Source organism: Ferroacidibacillus organovorans, from assembly GCF_001516615.1.
GTDB lineage: Bacteria > Bacillota > Bacilli > Alicyclobacillales > SLC66 > Ferroacidibacillus > Ferroacidibacillus ferrooxidans_B.
In genome coordinates, this window is the sequence record NZ_LPVJ01000044.1 from 1 (window position 1) to 2,031 (window position 2,031).

Annotated in this window: 3 protein-coding genes and 1 pseudogene; all 4 read left to right on the plus strand. The window is 51.4% G+C overall.

Annotated features, from left to right (window positions below):
• Window positions 1-215 precede the first annotated feature (215 nt).
• Window positions 216-722 (plus strand): annotated as a pseudogene (locus ATW55_RS09865) (N-acetyltransferase family protein); the annotation flags it as partial.
• 27 nt (window positions 723-749) lie between these two features.
• Window positions 750-1,157: a VOC family protein gene (locus ATW55_RS09870; protein ID WP_067716607.1), complete on the plus strand. Its 408-nt coding sequence runs from the start codon at window positions 750-752 to the stop codon at window positions 1,155-1,157.
• Window positions 1,154-1,759, plus strand: a complete 606-nt coding sequence (locus ATW55_RS09875; protein WP_201024966.1) for a nucleotidyltransferase family protein — start codon at window positions 1,154-1,156, stop codon at window positions 1,757-1,759. The genes ATW55_RS09870 and ATW55_RS09875 overlap by 4 nt, the downstream gene beginning before the upstream one ends.
• Window positions 1,753-1,977: a DinB family protein gene (locus ATW55_RS09880; protein WP_067716603.1), complete on the plus strand. Its 225-nt coding sequence runs from the start codon at window positions 1,753-1,755 to the stop codon at window positions 1,975-1,977. The genes ATW55_RS09875 and ATW55_RS09880 overlap by 7 nt, the downstream gene beginning before the upstream one ends.
• The last annotated feature ends 54 nt before the right edge of the window (window positions 1,978-2,031 follow it).

Genomic DNA, 2,031 nt, shown 5'->3' on the forward strand with positions numbered 1-2,031 from the left:
TTGGCCAACGAAACTGGAAATGAGATGGTTTGAACCTACCAATACCCAATTATTGGGGACAACTGCATAACTCATGGCAGAATCAATCCACGTATGATGGCAAATATCGATTTCTGTATGTCTCATCAAAACGGTAGACTCTGTGAGATTGAAGGCAAACGAACGCCCCTGTACGCATGGCGAATTAATATGTAGCAGAGGATGGGGGTATTTATTTGGAAAATGAACTACACATCCATGAGATTGCGCAATGGAATACAAAAGATCTGAACATGCTCTGTTCCTTGTTGATTTCCGTTGTAGCCGATGGAGCATCCATCGGTTTTTTACCGCCGCTGAATGACGCGGATGCAAAATTGTATTGGGAACACCTCCTCGAACCAAGTGTTCGCCTGTGGGCGGCCGATTACGATGGTGAAATCGTAGGTACGGTGCAATTGCAGCTGACCATGAAGAAAAACGGTGCACACAGGGCAGAGATCGCCAAGTTGATGGTTCATCCGCAGCGTAGGAGACTGGGAATTGCAAGGCAGTTGATGGATGTGGCGGAGCGAGCGGCAGTGGAGGCGGAGCGGTCATTGCTTGTTCTGGATACTCGTGCGGGGGACCCGTCCAATACATTATATCGCTCACTGGGGTTTGTGGAGGCCGGACGAATTCCACAGTATGCTCGATCAGCGGATGGGCAGTTCGACGAGACGGTCATCTATTACAAATTGATCGCAGGTTCCCGAGAGTCAGACTTTGACCTGAATCATTCTACACGTTCAGGAACGCTCCATCACGTCGAAATCAACGTTTCGAATCTCCAAAGGTCAGCCGAATTTTGGGGTTGGCTGTTGGAATATCTCGGCTATGTACCCTACCAGACTTGGGTTGAAGGGCGGAGTTGGTGCAAGGGAGTGACGTATATCGTACTGGTGCAGACAGAGTCTGACTACTTGGAACCTCGCTATCACCGAAAGCGCACGGGATTGAACCATCTTGCTTTCCACGCAGCATCCCGTCAGCGGGTGGACGAGTTGGCTGATTTATTGAGGACCAGGGGTACCCATGTCTTGTATGAAGACAGACACCCGTATGCGGGTGGGGAGGAACACTACGCAGTGTTCTTTGAGGATCCCGACCGGCTCAAGGTAGAGGTAGTGGCGCCATGACCGACCATCGTCAATATGAGCACGATTTACGAGCATTGTTGCGCGCAACGGACTGGTTCATGCAAGCCTTGCGTGTGGTGCGTGAATGCAATCCTCCGGATTGGCTGGTTGGTGGTGGTGTCATTCGCACACTGGTGTGGGACTGGTTACACGATGAATCTACGCCGACACCGCTGAATGATATCGATGTGGCATATTTTGATCCAACAGACTTACAACCGGACAGAGACTTGGAGATTGAGCGAACGCTGTATCATCTCCTGCCGAAGATGCCTTGGCAGGCAAAAAATCAGGCGGCTGTTCACTTGTGGCACGAACGGAAGTTTGGGTTTCCCGTTGAACCGCTTGCTTCGAGCGCAGACGGGGTTGGGACTTGGCCAGAAACAGCGACGAGCGTCGCCGTCCGTCTTCTCGACGATGATGAGTTTCTCATGGTCGCACCGTGTGGGCTGAACGATTTGTTTGAGTTGGTATGTCGTAGAAATCCTCGGCGAGTGACCCAACAGATTTTCGAGCAGCGTCTCGCTGACAAACAAATTGTGAAGAAATGGCCGAAGGTGCATGTGGTTCATGACCATCCAAGGGAGGGATCGAGTTGCTGACGCTGTTTCGCTACAACTGGCAGGTTCGGGAGGAATGGTTTGACTGGTGTGAGGGCGTACCCGACGAGGAACTCACCCGACAGCGGATCGGCGGGGTGGGGAGTTTTTTACGAACCCTGTGGCACATTGTAGATTCTGAATACAGTTGGATTCGTGCGATGGAGGGAAAACCCGACGTTCAGCTTCCCTTTGAGGTGGAATTGTCAAATTTAGTTTAGCCCCGAAACTCGTAATACCGGTCTATGGCTACGCCTAGGGGGTGTGAGTGAAGA

Excerpts from the sequence above, each read along its gene's own strand:
- ATW55_RS09875 (WP_201024966.1), top strand. The coding sequence starts at position 1,154 with ATGACCGACCATCGTCAATATGAGCACGATTTACGAGCATTGTTGCGC.